The sequence below is a fragment of the Pseudovibrio exalbescens DSM 16456 genome, from assembly GCF_000422785.1.
In the GTDB taxonomy this organism is placed as follows: domain Bacteria; phylum Pseudomonadota; class Alphaproteobacteria; order Rhizobiales; family Stappiaceae; genus Pseudovibrio; species Pseudovibrio exalbescens.
In genome coordinates, this window is the sequence record NZ_KE383918.1 from 69,472 (window position 1) to 93,737 (window position 24,266).

Annotated in this window: 15 protein-coding genes; 8 read left to right on the top strand and 7 right to left on the bottom strand. The window is 57.1% G+C overall.

Annotation, left to right across the window (positions count from 1 at the left end; translation table 11 throughout):
• Positions 1–6 precede the first annotated feature (6 nt).
• Positions 7–8,838 (top strand): T1SS-143 repeat domain-containing protein, encoded by an 8,832-nt coding sequence (locus G512_RS23000; RefSeq protein ID WP_155943663.1) that lies wholly within the window; start codon positions 7–9, stop codon positions 8,836–8,838.
• Between the two features lie 125 nt (positions 8,839–8,963).
• Complete coding sequence (locus G512_RS0115020; protein ID WP_028482422.1) at positions 8,964–9,884, top strand: ROK family protein; 921 nt, start codon at positions 8,964–8,966, stop codon at positions 9,882–9,884.
• Here the strand turns inward: G512_RS0115020 and G512_RS0115025 are convergent.
• The 6 genes from G512_RS0115025 to G512_RS21355 all read right to left on the bottom strand — a co-directional run bounded on the left by G512_RS0115025 (position 9,881) and on the right by G512_RS21355 (position 16,210).
• A complete protein-coding gene (locus tag G512_RS0115025) occupies positions 9,881–11,005 on the bottom strand; it encodes an ABC transporter permease (RefSeq protein WP_028482423.1) in 1,125 nt (374 codons plus the stop codon). The two genes, G512_RS0115020 and G512_RS0115025, sit on opposite strands and share 4 nt — an antisense overlap.
• Positions 11,002–11,919, bottom strand: a complete 918-nt coding sequence (locus tag G512_RS0115030) for an ABC transporter ATP-binding protein (protein WP_028482424.1) — start codon at positions 11,917–11,919, stop codon at positions 11,002–11,004. Before G512_RS0115030 ends, G512_RS0115025 begins: the two co-directional genes overlap by 4 nt.
• A gap of 4 nt (positions 11,920–11,923) precedes the next feature.
• On the bottom strand, positions 11,924–12,865 hold the full coding sequence (locus tag G512_RS0115035) for an HlyD family secretion protein (RefSeq protein WP_028482425.1): 942 nt from the start codon (positions 12,863–12,865) through the stop codon (positions 11,924–11,926).
• Between the two features lies 1 nt (position 12,866).
• Complete coding sequence (locus G512_RS0115040) at positions 12,867–13,604, bottom strand: CerR family C-terminal domain-containing protein (protein ID WP_081657503.1); 738 nt, start codon at positions 13,602–13,604, stop codon at positions 12,867–12,869.
• A 380-nt stretch (positions 13,605–13,984) separates the two neighbouring features.
• Positions 13,985–15,301 carry an NAD(P)/FAD-dependent oxidoreductase gene (locus G512_RS0115045; RefSeq protein ID WP_028482427.1) on the bottom strand — a complete coding sequence of 439 codons (1,317 nt, stop codon included), beginning with the start codon at positions 15,299–15,301 and terminating at the stop codon, positions 13,985–13,987.
• A gap of 138 nt (positions 15,302–15,439) precedes the next feature.
• Positions 15,440–16,210 carry a type 1 glutamine amidotransferase gene (locus G512_RS21355; RefSeq protein ID WP_051269418.1) on the bottom strand — a complete coding sequence of 257 codons (771 nt, stop codon included), beginning with the start codon at positions 16,208–16,210 and terminating at the stop codon, positions 15,440–15,442.
• A gap of 212 nt (positions 16,211–16,422) precedes the next feature.
• Between G512_RS21355 and G512_RS21360 the strand changes: the two genes are divergently transcribed.
• Both G512_RS21360 and G512_RS0115065 read left to right on the top strand, forming a co-directional pair.
• Entirely contained in the window at positions 16,423–17,097 is a 675-nt protein-coding gene (locus G512_RS21360) for a cysteine hydrolase (protein ID WP_051269420.1), read from the top strand.
• Between the two features lie 225 nt (positions 17,098–17,322).
• Positions 17,323–19,029, top strand: coding sequence for a SulP family inorganic anion transporter (locus tag G512_RS0115065; protein WP_028482429.1), 1,707 nt, complete (start codon positions 17,323–17,325; stop codon positions 19,027–19,029).
• Between the two features lie 36 nt (positions 19,030–19,065).
• Here G512_RS0115065 and G512_RS0115070 read toward each other — a convergent pair whose 3' ends face one another.
• Entirely contained in the window at positions 19,066–19,875 is an 810-nt protein-coding gene (locus tag G512_RS0115070) for an IclR family transcriptional regulator (RefSeq protein ID WP_051269422.1), read from the bottom strand.
• Positions 19,876–20,245: 370 nt separating this feature from the next.
• Between G512_RS0115070 and G512_RS21365 the strand changes: the two genes are divergently transcribed.
• The 4 genes from G512_RS21365 (at position 20,246) to fcl (ending at position 24,223) form a co-directional block, all read left to right on the top strand.
• Complete coding sequence (locus G512_RS21365; RefSeq protein ID WP_051269424.1) at positions 20,246–21,214, top strand: 2-dehydro-3-deoxygalactonokinase; 969 nt, start codon at positions 20,246–20,248, stop codon at positions 21,212–21,214.
• Entirely contained in the window at positions 21,195–21,833 is a 639-nt protein-coding gene (locus G512_RS0115080; protein WP_028482431.1) for a 2-dehydro-3-deoxy-6-phosphogalactonate aldolase, read from the top strand. The genes G512_RS21365 and G512_RS0115080 overlap by 20 nt, the downstream gene beginning before the upstream one ends.
• A gap of 280 nt (positions 21,834–22,113) precedes the next feature.
• Positions 22,114–23,223, top strand: coding sequence for a GDP-mannose 4,6-dehydratase (gmd, locus tag G512_RS21370; RefSeq protein ID WP_051269512.1), 1,110 nt, complete (start codon positions 22,114–22,116; stop codon positions 23,221–23,223).
• Positions 23,213–24,223, top strand: coding sequence for a GDP-L-fucose synthase (gene fcl / locus G512_RS21375; protein ID WP_081657524.1), 1,011 nt, complete (start codon positions 23,213–23,215; stop codon positions 24,221–24,223). Before gmd ends, fcl begins: the two co-directional genes overlap by 11 nt.
• Positions 24,224–24,266 lie beyond the last annotated feature (43 nt).

Genomic DNA, 24,266 nt, shown 5'->3' on the forward strand with positions numbered 1-24,266 from the left:
TTTGATGTGCCCAATGAGCAGAGCGGTGATCTGACACCGGGCGGGCCTGCAATTGACACCGGCCTGACCTCGAACGGCGTGCCGGTTGAGGTGACGCTGTCGGATGATGGCCTGACGCTGACGGGGACTGCTGGCGGGCAGACCATTTTTGAGGCCGAACTGGATGCGGACAGCGCCGATTACACGGTCACGCTGTCTGGCCCGATTGATCACCACGAGGGTGAAGGCAACCGGGACGACGGCCAGTCGCTGAACTTCAAGATCACGGCGGTTGATGGCGATGGGGATGATGTTGAACTGACCCTGTCCACACGCATCATCGACGATGAGCCAACGGCTTCTTACTCGGGTACATACGACGTGAGCGAACACGCTGACGTCACTGGGGATTTCATCGCGCAAACGGTAACGGGCACGCTCGAATTTGAAGCTGGCGCCGATGGCGCCAAGGTGACCGCGGTGGATTATCGCTTCGGCGGCTCGATCATGGAGATGGGAGAACCTTCCGACGATGGGAGCTACCCAACGCTGCAAACAACCGGCGGCGAGCCGATCACCGTGCGCAACACGGATGGAACAACGGGCCCTGTTGTGACTGGTTATGCGACCATTGACGGTGTGGAAACCAAGGTATTCGAGTTCACGGTTACCAATGCCGAAACCGGAGCCTTCGAGTTCAACCAGTATCAGGCAATTGTCCACCCGGATCAGGGGGCGAACGGGGCTGAAGTCGGCGTGAACGATCAACTCCGTATGGTCTTCGATTTCCAGGTGACTGATGGGGATGGCGATACCACGAATGCCTTCAATGAAGGCACCGTTCAAATTGACATTCTTGATGACGGGCCAACCATTGGAACGCCCGAAGACGGCTATGTGGATGAAGACGGTCTGGTTCTGAGCGGGGACAATCTGATCATCAATGGGTCGTTTGAACAGCCTGCGCTGAATGATGGTCAATGGCGTCAATACAACAACGGCAATGGCGTTGATGGCTGGGAAGGTACTCGTGTCGAAATCCAGAACCAGCTTCAGGGACGCTCGGCTTCTGATGGCGAGCAATATCTTGAGGTGGATGCACAAGGCGCCGTGGATTCGATCAGTCAATCGGTACAGACGGAAGCGGACGTCGAGTATCAACTCTCCTTCGACATTGCGGCCCGTGGTAACGGTGCAGAAACCATCGAGGTGTACTGGAACGGCGAACTGATCTCGGCCGAACAGGCTGTGGGATCAGACTGGCAGACCCTGACGTTCGTTGTAAAGGGAACCGGGGGAATGGATACCCTGGAATTCCGTGAACCAGCCGGTGAAAACAATGGGCGCGGTGGTTTCGTTGACAATGTCAGCCTCTACAAGCTGGCCACTCCGGATGCGGTGGGGTCTGTTGTCGATGATGATGCACGCCAGGCCGAAGGCGATCTTCAGATCAATTGGGGCGCAGACAGCGCTGACAATGATGCGCTCAATGGCGCAACCGGTGATCGATCTGTCAGCTTCTCCGGCGCCAACTCCACCGAAGATGCGCCGGTTCAGACGGTCAACAACGGCCCACTGACGTCAAATGGGGAGCCGGTCCTCTTGACGAAACTGTCGGATGGCACGTTGGTTGGTTACACGGGAACCAAGCCCACGACGGCAACGGCACAGGGTGTCGTCTTTACACTGTCCTTGTCCGATGACGGGTCCGGGTCCTACACGTTCAATCTGCTGGACAATGTGGATCATCCGCTGGACAATGTGGAAGACGACTTGGCGATCGACTTCGGTTTCACGGCCAAGGACAGCGATGGTGATACGGCCGACGGCGCGTTTACCATTACAATCAACGATGATGTCCCAATGGTGGGGGCAGTAGCCACGGGTGTCGTTGACGAGAGCGGTGCGACCGGTCCAACCGGCGGGTTGGATGCAGGTGAAAAACTCCAACTGACGTCCATGGGCGGGTACAGCGATCCAACAACGCACGTGTTCCGGGTGACGAATCCGTCAGATGAGCCTGTCGAATACAGCTACGAGGTTTATGGGACTGGCAATCGGATGACAGCCATTGCCGAACCCGGTGTCTCCTACTTCTCGGTTGAGACCTCTAGCGGCAAGCCAACGGTAAAGATCTATTATGATGTAGAGGGCGTCGAAAAGAGCCAGACCAAAGCAGCCGCCGATCCAGTCAATGGTGAGGGTGATGCAGTCGTGCCCCTGAATGAAACCGGCGGCACGTTGAGCATTGATCTTGGGGCGGATGATCGTCCGTTGGCGGAGGCGTTCAGCTTTGACCTGTCGAGCCTGAACGGCATTGAAACCTCTGCCGGATCGGATGTGAGCTTCACCCAAACCTCCGATGCCCGGTTTGTCACCGCGACCGGCACTAATGAGGATGGATCCGTTGTCGCAGAACTGGTGTTTGACAGTCAGACACAGAAATGGACATTCCGCCAGTTTGAGGCGCTGGAGCACGGGGATGCCACCAATCCCGACGACGACCTGCCGCTGACGTTTGACTACACTGTCACCGATAATGATGAGGACCAGGCGTCGTCCTCGATTGTGGTCACGGTCAAGGACGATGCACCGGCCACGGGTGAGGCGCAAAGCCGGACCATTCAGGAGAACGATCTTGCGGACGGCACGTCGCCAAATGCGGCGGGCCTGACCAAGACGGGTGCCTTGAATGTGGACTGGGGCGCGGATGATGCCAACGGCGGCGTTGATGGCGGGCGTGCCCTTGCTTTCCAGAGCGCGGGGGATCAGCCTGTCGCATCGGTTGACGGTGTGCCGGTACAGTATGTCCTGAGTGCCAATGGCACGGTGTTGACGGCCTATCACGGCTCTGCGGATGTCAATGCGCTCAGCGCAGCAGACAAGGTCTTTGAAGTTTCCCTGAACGATGATGGTTCTGGAGAGTATACCTTCACGTTGTTCCAGAACCTGGACCACAACCCTCCGGGATCATCGGGCCAGATGAACGCGTGGAACCTTGACTTCCAGTACACGGCTACCGATGCCGACGGCGACACGGCCGAGGGGTCCTTCAAGGTGGTGGTCGCCGACGATGAGCCAACGGCTTCTTACTCGAGCCGGGTAACGGTCACTGAGGCGACCGATGTGGACGGAGCTTTCCTTGACCAGATTGCCAAGGGCCAGATGGTTTTTGAAGCGGGCGCAGATGGTGCTGAGGTAACCGAAATTCGGTATGAATCCGGTACCGCCAATGGACATGCTGCCATTATTGATGGCAACGCGGATACCTTCACACGCCTAGAGTTCACCTCAGGTGGTGAAGAAGTGATCATCACCCAATCCAGCGATGGTTTGACCCTGACAGGTGAAACCGCGAGCGGCGTACCGGTCTTCACGCTGACGGTTGATGATGTGGCGACGGGGGCGTTCACGTTCACGCAGCACGCTGCGATTGATCATCCGGACACAACCGAGACCAGTGCTGCAGATCCACTGCGGATGAAAATTGGCTTTACAGTCACGGATGGCGATGGAGATACGGCAAGCCGTAGCTTCCAGGTCGACATCAATGATGACGGGCCAACCATTGGAGATCCGCAGGATCGGACGATCCACGAGAGCGGCTTGGACTACGGTTCAGACATCGGCTACACCATCAGCATGGACACCAACGGCGGTGCCAACCGGTTCTTCATCGAGCCGGGCGCAGACTTCTTCAAGGTTGGTGGTCAGGGCGTTGGCGGTCAGCCGCCGGTAACCCTGCAACTACTTGGTGAGTTGTGGAACGGTGAGATCGTCACACGTAGTAACGGTAGCGAAGTGAGGGGGGACTTCTCCAAGAATGATCCCGATGCCCGCATTGAGGTCTTTGCCGAAAAACAGGGCGGTCAGCCCACCGGCAGTTTCATCGTCAATATCGGCAAGAACGATACCGGCGGCAACTACAAGTTCCGGTTCGACAGTGAGCAGGACGCCGAAAACTTTGCCCAGTTCCTTGAGGACATCAAGGCGGATGGTTACCTGAACGAGCTGTTTCAGGATCCCGGCCAGCTCTGGGTAAAAGGCGACCTGGACATTGACTGGGGTGCCGACAGCGTTGATGCTGCTGGCGACAGCAAGACCGCGCAAGATGATGCTTCTGTACTGGAAGGCAACCGCGCAGTAACGTTCTCCGATACGCAAACACCGGGCAACAACGTGATTGTCAAGAACGGTGATGCCGTTGTCGATACACTCACGTCCCGCGGGGAAGAAGTCACCTACAGCCTGAATGACGATGGCACCGTATTGACGGCTTCTGCTGGTGCACGCACGGTCTTCACCGTCACCCTGTTGGATGATGGCTCTGGCAAGTACATTCTTGAGGTGGTTGACACTCTGGATCATCCAGCTGGGGCCGAGGACGATCTTGCTCTCTCCTTCGACTTTAGCGCGCGCGATAGCGATGGCGATACAGTGGATGGCCGTTTTGTTGTGACCGTTAAGGACGATGTGCCGACCACTTCAGACAGCGCGACCGTAAAGGTCACGGAAGACGCGGAAGCGAATGGCGACTTCATCGCCCAGTCCGACAACGGACGCATGTTGTTCGAGGGCGGTGCAGATGATGCAGAAGTCACCGAGATCCGCTACGAGACTGACACCGTTTCGGACAAGGCAGGCATCGCTGACGGCGAGAGCGGAGAGGCCATTGGCTTCACCTCTGGTGGTGAGGAAGTAATCATCACTGCGTCCGTCGATGGCTTGACACTGACCGGTACCACGGTTGGCGGCACCAAGGTGTTCACCGTCACTGTCACCGACGCTGAGACCGGCCGCTTCACCTTCAAGCAGTATGAAGCAATCGATCATCCGGACGCGAATGAGACCGGCGCTGCCGATCCTTTGTCCATGACCATTGGCTACACCGTGACGGATGGCGATGGCGACACAGCAAACGGCTCGGTTACCATCACGATCAAGGATGATGGCCCGGCAATTGGCGATCCTGCCGACAAAACCATTGATGAGATCGGCTTGTCTTACGGTCCGCAGACTGACTTTGTCGTGGATGCCAACGGCACGCAGCTGGTGCTGGAAGCGGGCGCGGATGCCTTCACCCATGGTGGGCAGGAGCTTTCCGTATCCGATCTCGCCGCGTTGTGGAACGGTCAGAGCAATGTCACTCGTGGTGACTTCTCGGTGAATGATCCGGACGCTCAGATCCGTGTTCAGTCCAACCACGTCGTCAACATCGGCGGCAAGGATACAGGTGGCAACTACAAGTTCCGCTTTGGCGATGCACAGGATGCGCAGGACTTTGCCGACTTTGTACAGTCGATCAAGGATGCCGGGCACCTGAACGAGCTGTTCCAGGATCCGGGCCGGCTCAGGGTGAAAGGTGATCTGGACATTGAGTGGGGTGCCGACAGCGCGGATGGGGCTGACCGCGGTGGCCATCAGGATAATGCGTCGGTGAGTGAAGGCAACCGTGCGGTGACATTCGATGCACCCACGCAGCCGGGGGACAGCATCACGGTGATGCACGATGGTGCCAGCATCGCGCTGACCTCGCAAAGCGAACCAGTTACCTACGCCCTGAACGCCGACGGTACGGTGCTCACTGCCACCGCCGGGAACCGAACCGTGTTCACGGTTACCCTGTTGGACGATGGCTCCGGTAAATATGTGTTCGAAATGCTCGACACGATCGATCATCCCAATGGTACGCCAGAGAGCCTTGATCTGACGTTCGACTTCACGGCCCGTGATAGCGATGGCGATACGGTCGACGGCTCCTTCACCGTCACGGTGAATGACGATCCGCTGCCGGACATGAGTGCCGTGCGAGTGGGCGATGGCGGTCGCAGCTCCCATTACACGGCTGACGAGCGGACCAGTGACGGCTTGGCGGACAAGCTTGGCGTCTCCATCCAGCAAGATGCAGTGCCGGAAGAGGCCGCGGTCACCATTGATAATGGTGTTGAAGTGGTCAGCTCAGCGGACTGGAACGACCACAAGAACGTGTTCTACACCTCAGGTACGTCGTCGTTGAACGCGGTTCGGCTTGAAAACTTCGTTCATGTGGACGCCGATACCCGGCTCAAGGACGACGGGGTGGCGCTGGACATTGATAATGCCAAGCGCGGTAATATCGCCATGGGCGAGGGGGATGATACCCTCGACGTGACGTTGGCCTCAAATGGTAGCGGATGGTCCAACAAGTTTGTCATTGATACGGGCAAAGGCGACGATGAGGTTGTCTTTGGCGCGGGTCAGGCTCAGTCCTCTGCTGGCATTACGGATGGTCGGTTTACCACCACGGATGTTTCTCTTGGCGAAGGGGATGACACCTTCATCAACACCAGTGAAGCTGACGATACGGTTCGCGGTGACAACGGCAGCGACACCATTCGCACCGGAGCCGGGGATGATCTCATCTACGGTGGATCCGATCGCGTTGATGTGGATGATGACGCGGACTTCATTGATGCTGGCGCTGGTAACGATGAAGTCTACGGCAACGCTGGCAACGACGAGATTTACGGTGGAGCCGGCGACGACGAGATCTATGGTGGCAAAGGTGATGACACCATCCATGGCGATGACGGTTCTGACACCATTCATGGTAACAAGGCCAATGACACCATCTACGGCGGTGACGGGGCGGACAACCTGTATGGCGATGAGGGCGACGACACGATCCATGGAGATGCCGGAGATGACCTTATTGCTGGCGGCGCAGGGGCAGATCACCTGAATGGCGGCACTGGCTCCGACACGGCAAGCTATCGTGGGTCCAATGCGGCGGTAAATGTCAATCTGGCAGCTGGCACAGCGCTTGGTGGACATGCCGATGGCGATCAGTTGTCCAACATCGAAAACCTGATTGGTTCCGATCACGATGACGTTCTGGTTGGCGACGGCGTGGCCAACATCCTTGAAGGTGAAGACGGCGATGACGAACTCACCGGCGGGGCCGGCAACGATGAGATCAAGGGTGGTGACGGCACGGACACGGCTGTGTTCAGCGGTTCCGTTCTTGACTACAACTTCGGCCATCAGACCGGGTTCATCGAGGTCAAGGACACGGTTGCGGGCCGCGATGGCACGGACAAGCTGTCCGGTATTGAGAAGCTGAGCTTCCAGGACGGCACCTATGCTTGGCTTTATGGCCACAATGCCGGTGACACGCTTGTGGCGGCTGATGGGGTGGACACGCTGCTTGTCGGCTTCCATGACAACGACACGTTGACTGGTGGCACGGGCGACGATGTTCTGATCGGCGACAATGGTGTCAACTTCACCCACAATCCGGGCAACGATATTCTGGATGGCGGTGCTGGCAACGACATTCTTGTTGGCGGTGCAGGCGATGATGAGCTCACCGGCGGTGCTGGTGCTGACGATCTTAGAGGCGGCAACGGAACCGACACTGCCAGCTATCGGGCATCCAGCGCGGCAGTGACTGTCAATTTGGCAGCAGGCACGGGATTGGGTGGTGATGCGGAAGGAGACGTTCTTTCCGGTATCGAAAATCTTGAGGGATCCAAGTGGGACGACGTGCTCACGGGTGATGCTCAGGACAACATCCTGAAGGGAGGCAAAGGCAACGACACCCTCGCTGGGGGCGAAGGCAATGATATCCTTAATGGGGGGGCTGGTGACGATACGCTCATCGGTGGTACCGGAGATGATGTCTTCCTGCGCGGTCGCGGCGATGACACACTTACAGGTGGTGCCGGCGCCGATACCTATCAGTTCGACAACCGGGATCCGGGAACGAAGACCCTTACGGACTTCGAACTGGGTGTTGACAAGGCTACATTCCGTGTAGATGGCGGCTATTTTGCCGGCCTTGGCATCAAGACTGTCAACAACAACCAGGCGGAAGTTTCCTCAATCGAGGATATTCGCGAGCTGGTTGATGCGGTTCTCCGCGATGATGGTGCCAATAACGATGTGACTGTCGACGGCAATGATCTGCGGATCACCATTGATGCCGACAACCATCCGCGGGGCGACCTGACCATTGTGTTTGAAGGCATGGCTGATCAGATCATGCACCAGCCACCGAACCCGTTTGTCGCGTCCGATGCTGATGAAATCATTGTCGGACAGCTGTTTGCTGACGACTTCATCTTTGGCAATGGCGGTGATGATACCATCACGGGCAATGGCGGGGAGGATACCCTCTTCGGCGACGCTGGCAACGATCGTATATATGGCAACACTGGAGCAGACCGGCTTTATGGCGGCACGGGCGATGACACGCTCTTGGGCGGTTTTGGGAACGATCTGCTGAAAGGTGGTGCCGGAAACGATGATCTCTATGGTGATTTCGGCGATGACACCCTTCACGGCGGCGATGGCAACGACAATCTCCATGGCAGCATTGGGGATGATGTTCTCAAGGGCGGTGCTGGGGATGATGCCCTGAGTGGTGGTTCCGGCAGCGACGTGCTTCAAGGTGGCGCTGGTATGGATACCTTGCGCGGTGGCTGGGGCAATGACGTCTTGGCCGGTGGAGCCGGTGCTGATGTCCTCAATGGCGGTTTTGGTGATGATATCTTCGTCTTCAAGGCGCTCGATGGCACAGTGGACACCGTTGAGGACTTTGTGCCTGACAACGTTGGCTTTGGGCTTGAAACAGACACAATGGACGTTTCTGCTTTGCTGGATGCCGTTTATGGTGACGCCACCACGAAAGATGCCAGCATGGTGCAGGTCGTGGACAACGGAAATGGCGGTGCTGATTTCCAGATCGACACGGACACAAGTGCAGCCGGACAGAACTGGGAAACAATCGCCTATCTGGATGGCGTGAGCCAGAACGATATCATCAACGTCGTCCTTGACGATCAACCTCAGACGGACAGCTCCGTCATGGTTGGCTGATCTTCTTGGTTGATTTATCACCTAAAACGCCCCGGCAGGAAACTGCCGGGGCGTTTTGCCATACAAGCTGGCTTGTCGTCTTGTGCGCGCCGCGCTATTGCCTGTTAAGGCAAGAAGGCAGGTAGATGATGGTTGTTGGCGGTATTGATTTGGGTGGTTCCAAAATAGAGACCACCGCGTTTACGGCGCACTGGCAGGTGCTGGCCACCCGCCGGGTACCAACGCCCGCAACCTCCTATGACAATCTTTTGGCTGTTCTGGCCGAGGAAATCGCATGGTTGAAAGGTCAGAGCAGCGAAGTGAGTTTCCCCATCGGCGTGGGAACACCGGGATTGAATGCCCGCACACACGGCTTCAGTTTTGCCGCCAATCTGGAAGGGGGCGCGCGCAATCTCAAACAGGATCTGTCTGATCGCGTTGGTCAGGTCATTTGGTTTGAAAACGATGCCAACTGTTTTGCCCTTTCAGAAGCGCTATTGGGCGCCGGGCGCGGTCATGGGACCGTTTTCGGACTGATCCTGGGCACTGGTGTGGGGGGTGGCTACGTGGTCAATGGCCGATTGCTGGACGATCTGAACGGTGCGAGTGGGGAAGTCGGTCATCTGGGCATCCCAGCTGCATTGGTCCGGCAGCTGGATCTTCCCTTGTTTCGGTGTGGATGTGGTCAGACCGGCTGCTATGAAACCCTGCTGAGCGGGCCTGGTCTGGCACGGCTCCATACGCATTTTGGCGGCACTGCTGCCTCACCCCGGGAAATTGCTGTACGTGACGCGGCCGGAGAGCCTGTTGCGACGCGTGCGCTGTCGGCGTGGATCGATCTTCTGGCCTCTCTCGTTGCGGCTTTGCAGGCAACTTACGATCCGCGCGCGGTGGTGATCGGCGGCGGTCTCTCTAATCTGCCGAACCTCACTGAACGCCTTGAAGCGAACCTACCAGAAAAAATGCTACCGAAAACACAGGCGCCTGCACTTCAGATAGCCGAACATGGCGACAGCAGCGGTGCGTGGGGTGCGGCGCTGGCAGCGCAAGCCGCTTGGCAAGTTTAGTCGAGCGTCCGCTTGAAACGTAGGAGCGCAAGCAAGGCAAAGCCGAACACAAAGGCGACCAGCGCGTAGCTTTCCACGGCCACATCCGGCCATTGGGCCCCTTTCAGCATGATGCCTCTAATGACCCGCAGGAAATGGGTCAACGGGAAGAACTCGCCCAGTGCCTGTGCCCACTCCGGCATACCACGGAACGGAAACATGAATCCGGACAGCAACAGCGATGGCAGGAAGAAGAAGAACGTCATCTGCATGGCTTGCATTTGGGTTTTCGCGACCGTGGAGATGAAATAACCCAACAGAACAAGGGCCAGCACAAAAATGATGGTCGTCGTCAAAAGCAAGCTGATGCTGCCGACAAAGGGAATGTCGAACAGGAAACGACCCGCCGTCAAGACCACAACAACCTGCACCGCGCCCACACCCAGATAGGGTAGTACCTTTCCCAGCATGATTTCAGCGGGTGTTGCGGGCATGGCCAGCAGGTTTTCCATGGTGCCGCGTTCGTATTCGCGGGTCAGGGCCATGGCGGTCATCATCACCATTGTCAGCTGCAGGATAACGCCCAACAGGCCCGGCACAACGTTGTACTGGGAAATGGCTTCCGGATTGTAGCGTCGGTGGACCACCACCTCCAGACCCTCCTGTGCTTCTGGTCGGGTCATGTTCACCCGCGCGAAGGCCTGACGTGCGATCTCGGGCAACGCCGAAATGGCGGCGCCGGCCGAGGCGGGGTCTGTTGCATCCGCCTCAACCAGAAGCTGCGGTTTGTCACCACGTTGCATGCGTATGGCGAGATCTGAGGGAATGGTCACGACAAAGGCAACGTCACCGCGTACAAGCATGCGGTCGGCATCTTGTGCTGAAACCCCCAGTTCGGTGAAGCGGTAGTAGTCGGAAACCTCCAGCGCTTGCACAATGGCCCGGGTGTAAGGGTCGTTGCCGGTGGCAACCAGCGCTGCGGGCAGGTCTCTCGGGTCGTTGTTGATGGCATACCCAAATAGAACCAACTGCATGATGGGGATGCCCAACATCATGCCGAAGGTCAGCCGGTCCCGGCGCATCTGGACGAATTCCTTCAAGAACATGGCCCAAAGTCGGGTAAGGGAGAAAAAGCCGGTCATTGCATGTTGTCCGTACTGGTTGCCATGAACTTGATGAAAACATCCTCAAGGCTGGTTTCGCCCGGCACGACGCTGATGGAGTCCCGTCCTTCCAGGACCTTCAAAGCGTCTTGAAGGGCTACCCGATCAGAGCCGACAACGTGAAGGGACGCACCAAACGGAGCGATCTGTTCAACGCCGGGATGCGCCTGCAACAAGCCGGGCACGTCTTCAAGGTTCGTGCCATGAACCAAGTAGGTAATGAGCCCGGAATCGCGGATCACATCGGCAATGGTGCCAGCAGCAATCATCTTGCCATAGGAAATGTAGCTGATCCGGTGGCAGCGCTCCGCCTCGTCCATGTAGTGGGTCGAGACAAGAACGGTCATGCCCTCATGGGCCAACTGGTGTATTTCCTCCCAAAAGTCCCGCCGTGCCTTGGGGTCTACACCCGCTGTGGGCTCATCCAGCAACAACAGCTTGGGGCGATGCATGGTGCATGCGGCGAGCGCCAGACGCTGCTTCCAGCCACCCGAAAGCGTGCCGGCCAACTGGTCCTTGCGTGAAGTCAGGCCTAACTGGTCAAGTGTTTGCCGAACATGGTCCCGGGCAGGACGCAGGCGGTAGAGCTTGGCAACAAAACTCAGGTTTTCTTCAATGGTCAGGTCTTCATAAAAGGAGAACTTCTGGGTCATGTAACCCACCTCCTTCTTGATGCTGAGGCGTTGCCGGGCCAGGTCGAAACCAAGAACGGAACCGGTTCCCGCGTCTGGCTTCAACAGGCCGCACATCATGCGAATACTCGTGGTTTTGCCTGAGCCATTGGGACCGAGAAAGCCAACGATCTCGCCTCGATCCACACTCATGGATACGTTATCGACCACAGTCTTGTCGCCAAACCGTTTGGTGAGGCCGCTCACATCAATGGCATGCATGGCATCACTCCAGTTCCACATCCACGATCTGACCGGGCTTCAGCCGGTCTGCGCCGTGGGTAGGCCGCGCTTCAACCAGGTAGACCAGCTTGTCTTTGGTCTCGAGCGAAAAGATCACGGGTGGCGTGAACTCTGGAGACGGCGAGATGTAGGTCACTTCCGCCGCCAGACCCTCCGGGCAACCGGAGCAGGAAACAGGCAGTTCATCACCCAGTTGCACTGACGAGAAGGCCGCCTCCGGGACATAGAGTGTCAGTTTGGTCGCCCCATCCGGGAGAACGGAAACAATGGGAGCGGTGGGGCCGGCCATCTCGCCCACCCGGCGAATGACGTCTGAGACTTCACCATCCTGCTGAGCGCGAATAACGCGTTTGTCCAGGTGCCAGCGGGCGCGGGCCACGCGGGTCTGGGCCTGTTCCACCTTTTTCTGCGCCGCCTCAATCACCGAGTGGCGAGCGGGCAGTTTGGCAACAGCCAGATTGGCTTCAAGTTCCGCAACCCGTGCCACGGCCATGTCATGGCGTGTTGTGGCTTCGTCAAGCTGGGCCTGAGAGGCAACGGCACGTTCATGCAAGCCATGTACCCGCTTGAGAACCCGCGCCGCTTCTTCTTCTTCCGCCCGTGCGGAGCGCAGGGTGGCTTCAATAACATCAATCTCTTCGGGCCGTTTTCCCAGAAGCAAGTCTTCCAGTTCCGCCTTTGCCGTAGCAAGGGCGGCTTCAGCTTCACTCAGCGCGATTTCCGCATCTTTGGTTTCAAGGCGCGCCAGTATCTGTTCGCTGACAACACGCTCCCCGCGTTTGACCTCCAGACTGCGAATTTCTGCCTGCTCTACCGAGGCAATATGGGTGTACTCGCCCTCAACATATCCGGCAATCACGTGAGCATCTGCCGGGCAGGAGCCCAACAAGCCCGCAAGCAGCGGGATGGCGCATAGATCCAGCATTTCAGCCCTCCTCGCGGGCTTTGGTCACCGCAGCCCTCAAGTTGAATTTGAACGTGTCAATCATCTTGCGGGCTTCCGGTTCCGTTATTCGGTCCCAGTCGAGGCGGCGCAAGATGACATCCTGAGCCATTCGGAAGTAGAACAGCTGAGAAACGATGGACAGAACCTCCAGTTTGGTTCGCTCCTCGTCAGCGTCCCATCCGCTGGCCGTGGCCCAAAGCGTGCAGGCCATGCTGTGGGCCGGCGCCATCACATGGGTGTAAATCTCATCCATGGCTGAACTGGGGGTAGCCAACTCCCGCATCATGAAGCGCACGATCAACCGCGCCTTGTTGTCCAGCAACACGAAAGAAGCCATCACCTCAATCATGGTTTCCAGCTGTTCTGCCGCCTGATCTGGCGTGAGGTTCGGCATGCTCTCCGTAATCTGGGTCAGGCGTGATACCCAGGCGCGGTGCATCATGCCCACGACATAAACCGCACAGGCATCTCGCAGGCCCTCCTTGCCGCCAAAATGATAGGAGATTGCGGCAATGTTGGCGCTGGCCTCCTTGGCAATTTCGCGGGTGGAACTGGCAGCGTAGCCCTTTTCTCCAAATACGGCGATCGCAGCCTCCACCAAGGCTTTCTTGGTGCGATCCGAGGCTGTGCGCGGATTCAGCAGCGCCTCCTGGGCACTGGTGTCGGGGTGTTGGAATTCTACCGGATGTCCGGAAGCGCTGCTGAAAGCGTTTGTCACGGGTCTGCTCCTTGATCAATCGAATGATTTAATCAATCGTTTGATTTTATGCTAGGCCTCACTATCGAAAATCGCAAGGATATTCTGTCACGTGCAAATACGTAGTCGGAGCGTTCGGGCAAGGTATGGTCAAGATGTGTGAGCGCGCTTCCCGGCACGCGTTTGTGCGTTGCGCTTTCAAATCGGAATGAATGGGAAGGGAAAGGGCATCTGTTTACCCGTTGTCGGTGGTTTGGCTGTGGCATGCCGGAGCTGGGACCAGAGACGGTCATGCACAAACCCGGTCGACACGCCAATGAGACTTGGCAGATCGCGGTTTTGTCCGGTCTCATCGTGCTGGTGGGAAGGCGGAACCCGACAAAGGGCGCCAGTTGGGGACGTTACAAGCGGTCCCGCAGGGCGTAATACAACATGCCAAGCACCATCAACGGCCATCGCAAGTGCCTGCCACCGGGAAAGACGTGGGTTGGTATCGCCTGCATGATGTCGAAGCGGCTCATGTGTCCATCAATGGCTTCCGCCACCAGTTGTCCTGCAAGGGTTGCCATGCCTACGCCGTGCCCGGAAAAGCCACCCGCACTCCATTGATTGGGCGCAAGCTGGGTGAAAAACGGCAACCGGTTCATGGTGATGCCCAGCGTGCCGCCCCAGCCGTAATCCAGCCGCACATCGCGCAGTTGAGGGTAAATCTCCAGCAACGGTTTGCGTACAAACCCTTTGATGTCTTTTGGAAATTGGAAGCTGTAGTTTTCGCCGCCCCCAAACAGCAACCGATTGTCTGCGGACAAGCGGAAATAGTTGATCACGAACTTGCTGTCTGCCACCGCCACGTCACGCGCAATCAGCGCCCGCGCGTCGGTATCGCTCAAGGGTTCGGTGGCAATCATGAAGTTGTTCATGGGCATGACGCGGTCGGCTACATGCCCATTCAGGCTTTCCAGATACCCGTTGCAAGCATAGACCACCTGATCCGCGGTCACTTCGGCCCCTGCATGGGTGCGAACGGTAGCGGGGCTGCCGGAACCGATCTCCGTCACTTGGGTGCCTTCAAAAATACGGGTTCCGGCTGCGGTTGCGGCCCGTGCCAGGCCCAACGCGAAATTGAGCGGGTGCAAATGGGCTGCGCCATGGTCCAGCGTTCCGCTGTAATAGGCGTTTGATCCCACCAAGGCGCGGGTGTCGGCCTCTGCCAGAAACTCCAGCTCGTTGTAGCTGTAGTCGCGCTGCATCTTTTCCACCAACGCCCGGCTGTGCGCGGTATATCGGCGCTTGTGGTCAGCATAGAAGATGCCCGGCTTCAGGTCACAAGCAATGCCATGCTCGGCAATCAGCTCTTTTACCAGCGCTTTGGACGCTTCGCCGACCTGCCACAGGGCCTGTGCGCGTTCTCGGCCAACCATCGCTTCCAGATCGTCCACCTCGCGGCGTTGCCCGCTGCCCAATTGGCCCCCATTACGCCCTGACGCACCCCAGCCAAGCCTGTGGGCCTCCAAAAGGGCCACCGAATATCCGCGCTTGCGCAAATGCAATGCTGCCGAAAGGCCCATGTACCCGCCACCAATCACGCAAACATCGCAGCGGATGCTCTCATGCAGGCTGGGAAACTCGGGCAGATAGTCGGCCGTAGCATGATAATAGGACGTCGGGTACGCTCCGGCGGTGTCGTTGGCGTAAAGAAAACTGCCGCTCAATCCCATGCACATCCTTCCTTGGCAAAATCCGGCCCAACTGTGCTCTCGGTGATAACGCGATCCGCATCGCACCACGGAGCATCCGTCTCCGGATCATGCCGCGTTTTAAACCCGCTGCGTATCCGTCAATCTGGGTAGGCCAGTTCACTGGCTGGGAGAAACGTGATCCGGTTCGTCCGATGGAGTGTTCCCTTCCAAGGCCTTTTCGACAAACTCTACAATGGTTTTTGCCAGTTTGCTGCTGTCGGTTGATTGCTCAAGCGTGGCTACAGCTTCATCCGTTTGGTCAGGGTCCAGCAACGTGCCGCGTCGGCTCTGCAGCAGGTCCTTTGTAAAGGCGCGGTCAAACTCAGGGTGGCCTTGAAAGCTCAGGGCGCGCCCGTTGTAATCGAGTGCTGCATAGGGGCAAAAGCTGCTTTCGGCCAGCACCTTTGCGTCTTCGGGCAGTTCAAGAACCTGATCTTGATGAAACGAGTTGACGGCAAAGGACTCAAGATCGGGCAGGATGCCCCGGCCGGCATCAGTCACCGTGTAGGCCTGCACACCAAGGCCCCAGCCCTTTCGTGACTTTTCTACTGTGCCGCCAAGCGCTTCTGCCAGCACCTGATGACCGAAGCAGATGCCAACCAGCGGGATATGTTCCTCATAAGCGTCTTCGAGAAACTCCTTCAGGTCGTCGATCCACTCATCGCCGTCATAAACGGAAGCCTTGGAGCCGGTAATCAACCAGGCGTCGCATTCATCTATGGAGAAAGGAAATTCGCCATCCATTACACGATAGGCCCTGAACTCCCACTCCGGCGCATTTTCGCACAACAGGTCGGCAAACATCTGCGGGAAGGAGCCATGTGTTTCTTCCAGCGGTTCAGGTGGGCGACCGGTTTCAAGAATGCCGAGTGTAAATGCGTTCTTCACGGGCTTCTCCAGCGTAAAAGGGGCATGCAGCTTTGTCGGTAGATGGGCCTTTCACCCGGTCTGTGTCAACCGTTTGAGATCATGCCCGCAGTTTTCCTCAAATCGTGCAGCCCGCATGTAATCTATGGGCAGCCAGATCACACCAACAATCAGGGCTTCCGCGCTTGTCGGAACGGTGGCACTATGAACAAGGTGTTACATCGGGGATGAGGATGATTATTGCACTCGCAGGTGTTTTGGTCGTGTTGGCAATCGCGCTTTGGTTTGTCTTTACCATTCGCGCGCTACGCCGCTTGCAGGCCCCAACGCAGGGGGCGCCCATTACGCTGGCCGCTCGTCCCAATACGGCGCTGGTTCTGGTGGACTTTCAGCGCGATTTCCTTGAAGAGGCGCACAATTCCCCGTGGTCCAGTGACGAGGTCAAACGTGCGGCGGCAAGCCTCCGGCAACTGACTGCCTTCGCCCGTGCACAAGGCTGGACCATCATCAACGTCAGGCATGTCTATAAGGGCTGGTACACCAACCGCATGGTTCACCTGTTGGGGGACGGGTGCGGGGCTGAGGACTCAACGGGTTTGGATGTTGACCCGAGATTTGATGTGGGTGCCGATGCCGAATTCATCAAACACCGCAGTGATGTCTTCTCCAGCAGCGCCTTCAACCAGTACTTGGAGGACAGAAGTATCGGCACTCTCGTGCTCGCTGGTTTGGATGGCAACCTGTGTGTCAAAAACACGGCTCAAGGCGGTCTGAACCGGGGTTACCGAATTTACTTCTGCGAGGAAGCAGTACTGGCGCGCAATGCCAATGAGTGGTGGGAAACCCGTCGACGCTACAAGAAAAAGGGCGTCAAGGCGTTTTCCGTGCCGGTGCCGGAGTTGGCTTAGCAAAACCAGAGTGACGGCGGGCTGAACCTAATACTTAGCCCGTTGATTTCACTTGCCATCGGGCCGTGCCAGCCGATAGAACACCGGCACATCTTCAAGTCACGCCTCTTTGCATAAACCGGAACCGGAAACAGGCTGTCATCCGCTTGTCGGGCTTTCACGCGCGCCACATTCTGTTGTATCCCGGTGTGCACAACCTGCCGTTTCAGGCTCAGTGGAACCGCCATGACCCAGAAACCATCTCCCAAGGCGTCGGCTACGGCGCCTGGCTTTGTAGACCTGTTCACGCCCAAGCTGGTAACCGTGCTGCGTGAAGGGTACGGCCTGTCCCATCTGCGCAGTGATGCGCTGGCGGGGCTCACCGTTGCCATTGTCGCCTTGCCCTTGTCCATGGCAATAGCCATTGCAGCGGGCGCCAGCCCGGCTCAGGGGCTGTATACGGCCATCTTTGGCGGCTTCTTTGTGTCGTTGCTGGGGGGCAGTCGGTTTCAGATTGGCGGCCCGGCAGGCGCCTTCATCGTTTTGATGGCGACAACGGTCGCAGTCCATGGGATGGATGGATTGTTGCTCGCCACCATGATGGCCGGTGTGTTTCTTCTTGCCATCGGCTTGTTGCAGCTCGGCACCTACATCAAGTTCATCCCTTACCCGGTCACGGTCGGCTTTACCGCAGGCATTGCTGTGATCATTTTTGCCAGTCAGGTGAAGGAGTTGCTCGGCTTGACACTATCGGGTGAGGAGCCGGGCCCATTGTTGGAAAAACTGCCCGTGCTTTGGTCCGCCTTACCGTCTGTCAGTCCGGCTGCAGCTGGTCTGTCTTTGATCACCGTTGTCGTGATCGTCGGTGTGAAGCGCTATCGCCCTTCATGGCCCGGCATGTTGATTGCCGTTGCGCTCACGGCCATTGCTACCGCTGTTCTGGACCTGCCGGTGGATACGATCGGTACGCGCTTTGGCGGTATTCCCTCGCAAATACCCATGCCCAGCCTGCCGGCCGTGTCATTGGACAAGGTCGTGGAAGTGCTGCCCAGTGCCATTGCCTTTGCTTTGTTGGGTGCCATTGAATCGCTTTTGTCTGCTGTGGTGGCTGATGGGATGACGGGTCGTCGTCACCGCTCCAATTGTGAACTTGCCGCACAGGGGGTGGCGAATATCGTTGCGCCTTTGTTTGGTGGCATCTGCGTAACGGGCACCATTGCTCGTACCGCCACCAACATTCGTGCCGGTGCCCACGGGCCCTTCGCCGGCATCATCCACTCTGTGTGTCTGTTGGTATTCATTCTGGTGGCGGCCCCTCTGGCCTATTTCATTCCGCTTGCCGCACTTGCCGGGGTTCTGGCTGTGGTGGCGTGGAACATGATTGAAAAGCCGGCCATATCAAGCTTGCTTACCGCCTCTCGCGGGGATGCCCTGGTTCTGCTCTCGGTGTTCTTTCTTACGATTTTTCGGGATCTTACCGAGGCAATCGTGGTTGGTGTGGCGCTGGGCTCGGTTCTTTTCATCTCGCGCATGTCTCGAGCCACATCCGTAGAGCAGCGTCCAACGTTCGTTCGCGATGACATGGCAGACAGCGAGGAGGACCGTGGCCCCTATGATGCCCACTGGGAAGCGGAGTCCGACGTTGTGGTTTACCACATCAACGGCGCGTTTTTCTTTGGTGCCGCGTCCGCTGTCGGGGCGGCGTTGGACGCCATCGCCGACAATCGCCGGGCCATGGTGCTGGATTTTTCCCGCGTACCCTTCATAGATTCCACGGCAGCGCGCACGATTGAGGGTACTGCGGAAAAGCATCGCCGACTTGGTATCAAGTTTGTTATTGCTGGCGCGTCACGCGATGTGATGCAAGGTCTGTTTGCTCAAGGCCTGAAACCGCCCGAAGTGTCCTACGAGCGCTCTGTAGAGGCCGCCCTGAAAAAGCTGAGCAGTAGCTGAATCTACAAGGTTTGCCGGGCAGTGTTCATCGGCTCCTCAAAGGTTCATTGATATTTCGGCGTTGCGTGCAATGCGCAGCGCCGTTTGTTTCAGAACGTGGCCATAGAGCTCTGTCATCCTTTCCAGTGTGGTAAGGCCGGTCGTACTGGTAACTGACAGTGCGCCGATGGCTTCCTTGCGCCGGTTCAAAATAGGAACGGCGATGCAGATGATTGTGGGCTCGTGCTCTTCTGCATCATAGGCATACCCACTTTCCCGTATGTCCTGAAGGTTACGTTTTAAGGCATCCGGTGTGGTCAGTGTCGTTTCCGTGTGTTTTTGGAAAGATTGTGCTGCTATCGCCTGTTCAAGATGGCTGTCAGAGAGGTAGGCCAACATGGCCTTGCCTACGCCGGTGCAATAGGCCGGTCCAATCTTGCCTGGGCTGGAATACATCTGCACCGAGCGGGCGGGCAGCCGCTTGTCAACGTACAGCACTTGATAGTTGTCCAGTACTGCAAGGTGAATTGTTTCGTTGACTGTCTCACTCAGGGCATCCAGCGCGTCGCCCGCCGTTCCGGCCAGTGTCGTATTGGCCCACGCGGAATGGGCCAGACGCATCAAACGCAAGCCGACCCGATAGGTTTGCTGATCCGGGTCATAGGCCAGCATGCCTTCGTTGGTCAGCTGTCTCAGCATTCGGTGCAGCGTCGCCCGCGACAGGGGAACCTGATTCAACAGCTCCACAAAACGGGGCGGCTGGGCGCAATCAGCGATCGCGTCCAGCACAACCAGCGCCTTCGAAATGGGGCTGGATAAATCCGCCTCGGCAGGGGGTGTCTCCTGTTGGTTTTTTGTCTCGGCCATCTCAGCAGTCTTTCCGGTCTGTTTTCGCTAGCCAGCGTCCCGTCTTCTCGAGACAGGCACCTTTTGATTGACATCTCAGCTCTTCTGGCATCTAATTTCACATAATAAAACTAATTCTCATTCAATGGAACTGGTTTTTGAAATGATCATCTTCGATAGGGCAGAGGGCACAACTTATCCCCCTGTTGCTTCTTTCGATAAGCGCCATGGAAAGCCGCAGGACAAACCCAGATGAAAGAGCTGTGCAGATGGGAAGATTGCCAAAATTGAAAGCCTTTGAAAAACGAGGCAACAGCCAAAGGGCTTCCGTTGTCAGGTCAGTGCGTAAAGGGTGGCCGGGGTCTGTTCACGAGATGGGAAGGGCGAGCTGATGTCCGAAACGCACCTCAAACTTGCTGCCAGTCAACGGGATTGGATTGCGGTTGACTGGGGCACCAGCAGCTTGCGTGCATGGTATGTTCAAAATGACGGTTTTGTTCAAACGAACGCACGATCAACGCAAGGTGCAGGCAGCCTCACATCCTCTGAGTTCGAACGGGTATTACTCGATCTCGTTGGCCCCTGGCTGAAGGTGGATAACACGCCTCTGCCAGCGGTGATATGTGGCATGGCGGGAAGCCGTCAGGGGTGGGTTGAGGCACCCTATGTCCCATTGCCAGCTTCATTTTCGGAACTGGCGCAAAACGTCGTTAGAGCGCCGATGCGCGACACTCGCCTCGCACCTGTAATCGTGCCGGGTGTCTGTCAGAACAATGCTGCCGGGCCGGACGTGATCCGCGGCGAGGAAACCTTGCTGTTGGGGCTGCTCAGTGAAGCGGGCACGCAGCGGCGCACTTTTTGCCTTCCGGGCACACACAGCAAGTGGGTTCACACGGAAAATCACCGCATGCTTCACTCGCGGACATTTTTAACGGGTGAACTCTTTGCTCTGGTGTCGCAAAAGTCGATCCTGCGCCATTCTCTCGAGGGTAGTGGGGATATGGATCTGGACGCGTTTCGTCGCGGCGTGACGGATATCAAAACCGGGTCTGCATCCTTTCTGGGATCCCTGTTTTCGATACGGGCCTCACACCTGTTGAATGGCACCGACCCGCATACAGCATACGCCTATCTCTCGGGTCTGATCATCGGCACAGAGCTGAAGGAACTGCAGGAAAGCGGCCAATTGAAACCAGGTGATGTCGTTGACATTATTGCGAATTCGGCGCTGACAAGGGGCTATTCGAGCGCCTTGACCGTATTTGGCGCAACGGCCTGTGTACATGATGGTGACATGGCGGCCTTGAAAGGCCTGTCCAAAATAAGAAAGGATTTGACGGATGACTTGGTCTCCAACTGATCACCCCCGTAACATCATCGCCATTCTGCGCGGCATCACGCCTGAAGAAGCAGAAGCGACTGTCGAAGTGATCGTGGCAGCGGGCATCACGCAGATCGAGGTGCCACTGAACTCACCCTCTGCGCTGAAGAGTATTGGCCTTATGAAGAAACGGATCGGGGATGCTGCTGGCATCGGGGCCGGGACGGTGCTGAGCGCCCGTGACGTACAAGACACGCGCGATGCCGGTGGGGAATTTGTGGTGTCGCCCAATGCGGATAAGGATGTGATCCTTGCAACCAAACAAGCGGGGATGATGTCTTGTCCGGGCGTGTTTACGCCGACCGAATGCTTTGAAGCGATCAAGCACGGCGCGGATATTTTAAAAGTATTCCCTGCTTTCATCATGGGCCCTGAAGGAATCAAGGCCATGAAAGCGGTCCTGCCAAAAGACAAGCCGGTCTATGCGGTGGGCGGTGTGGGAGCCGCAGATTTTCCGGCCTATATTGGTGCTGGATGTGCAGGTTTCGGCCTAGGAAGCAACATTTTCAAGCCGGGCAATACGGTGCAGGATACGGCTGCAAATGCCAGAGAAATGGTAGAGGCCTACGATGCGTTGGAAGGGCTGCGCGCGAACTGAAAATACGAAGTCGAAGGTAGCCGGTCCCCTCCAACAAGGGGGATAGGGGCCGCCATGCCCTCCATACGCCCGAAACCTAGCTATGACGCGTCGTCGTTCTGATCGAGCGACGACGTCTTTCTGTATGCGCTATGAATATCGTCATCTGGGCAAGGCGATCCGAGACATTGCGTTGAGCCTGCCCTTTTTATTTGAAGGAAAAGATCTCGTAGCTGGCTCTTTTCGGGGTTTGAAACGGTCGGGGATTTTGCGCTCACTCCTGTTAACAAGAGGGGGCGGCGTGACACAGGAAAAAACGGCTCTCATCACCGGCATTACCGGTCAGGATGGCGCGTACTTGGCGGAGCTGTTGCTCGCCAAGGGATATCGTGTGCACGGTATCAAGCGTCGGTCATCCAGTTTCAACACCGAGCGAATTGAACATCTTTATCAGGAACCGCAGACGGAAGATCAGCGGTTCTTCCTGCACTATGGCGATATGACGGATGCAACGAACCTCATCCGTATCGTGCAGGAAACCCAGCCCGATGAAATCTATAATCTGGCGGCACAATCTCATGTTCAGGTGTCGTTTGAGACTGCTGAATATACGGCGAATGCGGATGGTCTCGGTACATTGCGCCTGTTGGAGGCGATCCGTTTGCTTGGTCTGGCGGAAAAGACCCGGTTTTATCAGGCCTCGACCTCTGAGCTCTACGGCAAGGCGCGGGATGTTCCGCAGGACGAAACCACTCCGTTTTACCCACGCTCACCCTATGCGGCAGCCAAGTTGTATGCCTATTGGATCACGGTAAACTACCGGGAAGCCTATGGAATTCATGCCTCGAACGGCATTTTGTTCAATCATGAAAGTCCGATACGGGGCGAGACTTTTGTCACACGCAAGATTACCCGCGCGGTTGCTGCAATCGCTCACGGGCACCAGAAAAAACTATTCCTTGGGAACCTGGAGGCGCAGCGCGACTGGGGGCATGCTCGCGACTATGTGGAAGGCATGTGGCGTATGTTGCAGCAACCGATCGCCGGTGACTATGTGCTTGCAACCGGTGAAACACACAGTGTGCGAGAGTTTGTTGAACGCGCCTTTGCCGTGATTGGAACCCCGCTTGCCTGGCAGGGAACCGGGGTTGAAGAGCGGGGCGTTGATGCCAAAACGGGCGATGTACTGGTCGAGATCGACCCCCGCTACTTCCGCCCCACAGAGGTCGACATATTGAAGGGGGATGCCACCAAAGCCCGGGAACAACTAGGTTGGAAAGCGACCATGAGCTTTGCGGATCTGGTGACGGAAATGGTGGAGGAAGACCTCGTGGAAATGGCGCGTTTGCAAACACCGTCAGCAACCAAGAGGCCGGAAAAATCACAAAGGGAGGCGCTTCATGCTGAGTGAACCTTTTGAGTTGACTGGCAAAAGGGTCTGGGTCGCAGGCCATCGCGGCATGGTTGGCGCGGCCTTGATACGGCGTTTGGCAACAGAAAGCTGCGATCTCTTGACCGTGTCACGTGACCTTCTGGATCTCAGGGATACATCGGCTGTAGATGCATGGCTCGTGGAAAACAAGCCTGATGCTGTCTTTCTGCCCGCGGCCAAGGTTGGCGGAATTCTGGCCAATGATACCTACCCGGCCAAATTCCTCTACGACAATCTGATGATCGCAAGCAACGTGATCCATGGTTCATTCAAGACCGGCGTTCAGAAGCTTTTGTTTCTCGGATCCAGTTGCATCTATCCGAAATTCGCTCGCCAACCCATCGCGGAAAAATCACTGCTAACGGGGCCACTGGAGCCTACAAACCAATGGTATGCGTTGGCGAAGATTTCGGGCATCAAACTTTGTCAGGCATACCGTCGACAGTATGGCTGCGATTTTATCAGTGCACTGCCCACCAATCTGTACGGCCCCGGTGATAACTACGAGCTTGAGACCTCCCACGTGATCCCGGCGTTGCTGAGAAAGATACACGAAGCCAAGTCCGGCGATGCCAGGAAGGTTGAGATTTGGGGCACCGGTGCCCCGCGTCGCGAATTTTTATACGTCGATGATTGTGCCGATGCGCTGGTGTTTTTGATGAAGCATTACAGCGAAGAGGGGCATATCAACCTTGGTAGTGGCGAAGAAGTTTCTATTCGAAAGCTGGCGCAAATCATCTGCAAAACCATTGGTTTTGACGGGCAGATCACCCACGATCTTTCTAAGCCAGACGGAACACCGCGCAAACTGTTGGATAGCTCTCGCCTCCGCTCGATGGGATGGGCGCCAGCGGTTTCGCTGAGTGCAGGGTTGGAGATGGCCTACGAAGCCTTCAGGGAAACGCTGCGAATACCTAATGAACTGGAGGTTTCTCTGGAGCAATCCTTGATTGACTTGAGTGAACGGTCTGAGCCATAAAGCTCGGTAGCTCGGTAGCTCGGTAGCTCGGTAGCTCGGTAGC